Source organism: Dyadobacter sp. CY323 (assembly GCF_021390245.1).
GTDB lineage: Bacteria > Bacteroidota > Bacteroidia > Cytophagales > Spirosomataceae > Dyadobacter.
The window spans coordinates 1-3091 of the sequence record NZ_JAJUXH010000046.1 but is presented as its reverse complement, the minus strand read 5'-3'; the positions used below and the strand labels follow the sequence as shown (position 1 = coordinate 3091).

Sequence of the window (3091 nt, the reverse complement as noted above, 5' to 3'; positions counted from 1 at the left end):
GGTAACGAGTTCATTGACATATTGAGAAGTAGAAGAGAAGAAATAAGTCGCGCAAGCGAATTAAGGGCGCATGGGGGATACCTAGGCTCTCAGAGGCGATGAAGGACGTGATAAGCTGCGAAAAGCTACGGGGAGCAGCACATATGCATTGATCCGTAGATATCCGAATGGGGCAACCCAGTACCATGAAGTGGTATTACCCTACGGGGGGCAAACGCGGGGAACTGAAACATCTAAGTACCCGCAGGAGAAGAAAATAACAATGATTGCGCAAGTAGTGGCGAGCGAACGCGCAGGAGCCCAAACCAGCCTGGTTACGGCCAAGCTGGGGTTGTAGGACTCACCAAGTGGGTAAATAGCGAACTGGAAAGGTCTGGGAAGGCCTATCGTAGAGGGTGAGAATCCCGTACAGGCAGTGAATTTATCTGAGTGAGTATCCTGAGTAGGTGGGGACCGGTGAAATCCCCTCTGAATCCGGCGGCACCATCCGCCAAGGCTAAATACTCCTGAGAGACCGATAGTGAACGAGTACCGTGAGGGAAAGGTGAAAAGTACCGCGAGCAGCGGGGTGAAATAGAACTTGAAACCATGCGCTTACAAGCGGGCGGAGCCTTCGGGTGACGCCGTGCCTTTTGCATAATGAGCCTACGAGTTACGGTTACTGGCAAGGTTAATGTTTTCAAGAACAGGAGCCGAAGCGAAAGCGAGTCTGAATAGGGCGATTAGTCAGTGGCTGTAGACGCGAAACTTTGTGATCTACCCATGATCAGGTTGAAGCGCTGGTAACACATCGTGGAGGACCGAACCGGTAAACGTTGAAAAGTTTTCGGATGAATTGTGGGTAGGGGTGAAAGGCCAATCAAACTGAGAAATAGCTCGTACTCCCCGAAATGTTTTTAGGAACAGCGTCGTGGTTGAGTCATGTTCAGGTAGAGCTACTGATAGGACTAGGGGGAGTCAAATCCTACCAAATTCTGACAAACTCCGAATGGGGCATGATATACACGGCAGTGAGGGCTGGGGTGCTAAGGTCCCAGTCCGAGAGGGGAACAACCCAGAGCATCAGCTAAGGTCCCAAAATATATGCTAAGTTGAACTAAGGGGGTCCGACTGCAGAGACAGCCAGGATGTTAGCTTGGAAGCAGCTATACATTTAAAGAGTGCGTAACAGCTCACTGGTCGAGCGGGGCGGGCATCGATAATAAACGGGCATCAAGCATATTACCGAAGCTATGCGATAGTAATTTATTACGATCGGTAGGGGAGCATTCTCACAGGGGTGAAGGTTTGGCGTAAGCTGGGCTGGACTGGTGAGAAAAGCAAATGTAGGCATAAGTAACGATAATGCGGATGAGAAATCCGCACACCGAAAGACTAAGGATTCCTCCGCTATGCTAATCAACGGAGGGTTAGGCGGGGCCTAAGGAATAGCCGACAGGCGATCTCCGATGGACAGCAGGTTAATATTCCTGCCCTTGCATGCAGTGTGAAGAAGTGACGGAGTATTGTGGCAAGTACGTACTGACGGAATAGTGCGTTGAGCAGAGCCTACGGGCGAAGCGAACTTGCGAAAACGCTTCCAAGAAAAGCTTTTGAAACGCCAGCTGTACGCAACCCGTACCGTAAACCGACACAGGTAGTCGAGAAGAATATTCTAAGGTGCTCGAGTGAATCACGGCTAAGGAACTCGGCAAATTAACCCTGTAACTTCGGGAGAAGGGGAGCCTCCTCAGAAATGAGAGGCCGCAGAGAAATGGCCCAGGCGACTGTTTAGCAAAAACACAGGGCTCTGCCAAAACGAAAGTTGACGTATAGGGCCTGACACCTGCCCGGTGCTGGAAGGTTAAGAGGGGATGTCATCGCAAGAGAAGCATTGAATCGAAGCCCCAGTAAACGGCGGCCGTAACTATAACGGTCCTAAGGTAGCGAAATTCCTTGTCGGGTAAGTTCCGACCTGCACGAATGGTGTAACGATCTGGGCACTGTCTCGGCCGTGAGCTCGGTGAAATTGTAGTAGCGGTGAAGATGCCGCTTACCCGCCACGGGACGGAAAGACCCCGTGCACCTTTACTATAGCTTTGCATTGTTTTCGGGTCAGGGATGTGTAGGATAGGTGGGAGGCTGTGAGCCGGTGTCGCCAGGCATCGGGGAGCCAACGTTGAAATACCACCCTTCGCTGGCCTGGGATCTAACTTGACAAAGTCAAGGACCGTGCATGGTGGGTAGTTTGACTGGGGTGGTCGCCTCCAAAAGTGTAACGGAGGCTTCCAAAGGTCTGCTCAACACGCTTGGTAACCGTGTGTGGAGTGCAATAGTACAAGCAGGCTTGACTGCGAGACCGACGGGTCGAGCAGGTGGGAAACCAGGGTATAGTGATCCGGTGGTTCTGTATGGAAGGGCCATCGCTCAAAGGATAAAAGGTACGCCGGGGATAACAGGCTGATCTCCCCCAAGAGCTCACATCGACGGGGAGGTTTGGCACCTCGATGTCGGCTCGTCACATCCTGGGGCTGGAGAAGGTCCCAAGGGTTCGGCTGTTCGCCGATTAAAGTGGCACGCGAGCTGGGTTCAGAACGTCGTGAGACAGTTCGGTCCCTATCTGTGGTGGGCGTAGGAAGATTGACGGGGGCTGCCTTTAGTACGAGAGGACCGAGGTGGACCCACCGCTGGTGAACCGGTTGTCACGCCAGTGGCATGGCCGGGTAGCTATGTGGGGAATAGATAAGCGCTGAAAGCATCTAAGTGCGAAACTAGCCCGAAGATGAATCTTCCACATAAGGGTCGTTGTAGACTACGACGTTGATAGGCTGCAGGTGTATGTGTAGAAATACATTCAGCCGAGCAGTACTAATTACCCAACAGCTTGCACAGTACACTTCATTTTTTCTCTTCTACTTCCAATATGACATTGATTTATACACCCACAAAGAACTTGTTGGTGACTATAGGCCGGGTGTTCACCTCTTCCCATCCCGAACAGAGAAGTTAAGCCCCGGACCGCCGATGATACTTGGATCAAACCTGGTAAAGTAGGTAGTCGCCACAATATCAACCATAAGACCATCCCAAAAAGATGGTCTTTTTTTGCTTA

General features: G+C 51.5%; 2 rRNA genes. Both read left to right on the top strand.

Going from position 1 to position 3091, the window contains the following annotated elements:
* Window positions 1-49: 49 nt before the first annotated feature.
* Window positions 50-2871 (top strand): 23S ribosomal RNA (locus LZG72_RS29045).
* Between the two features lie 63 nt (window positions 2872-2934).
* Window positions 2935-3046: ribosomal RNA gene (gene rrf, locus LZG72_RS29040) — 5S ribosomal RNA — on the top strand.
* Window positions 3047-3091: the final 45 nt, after the last annotated feature.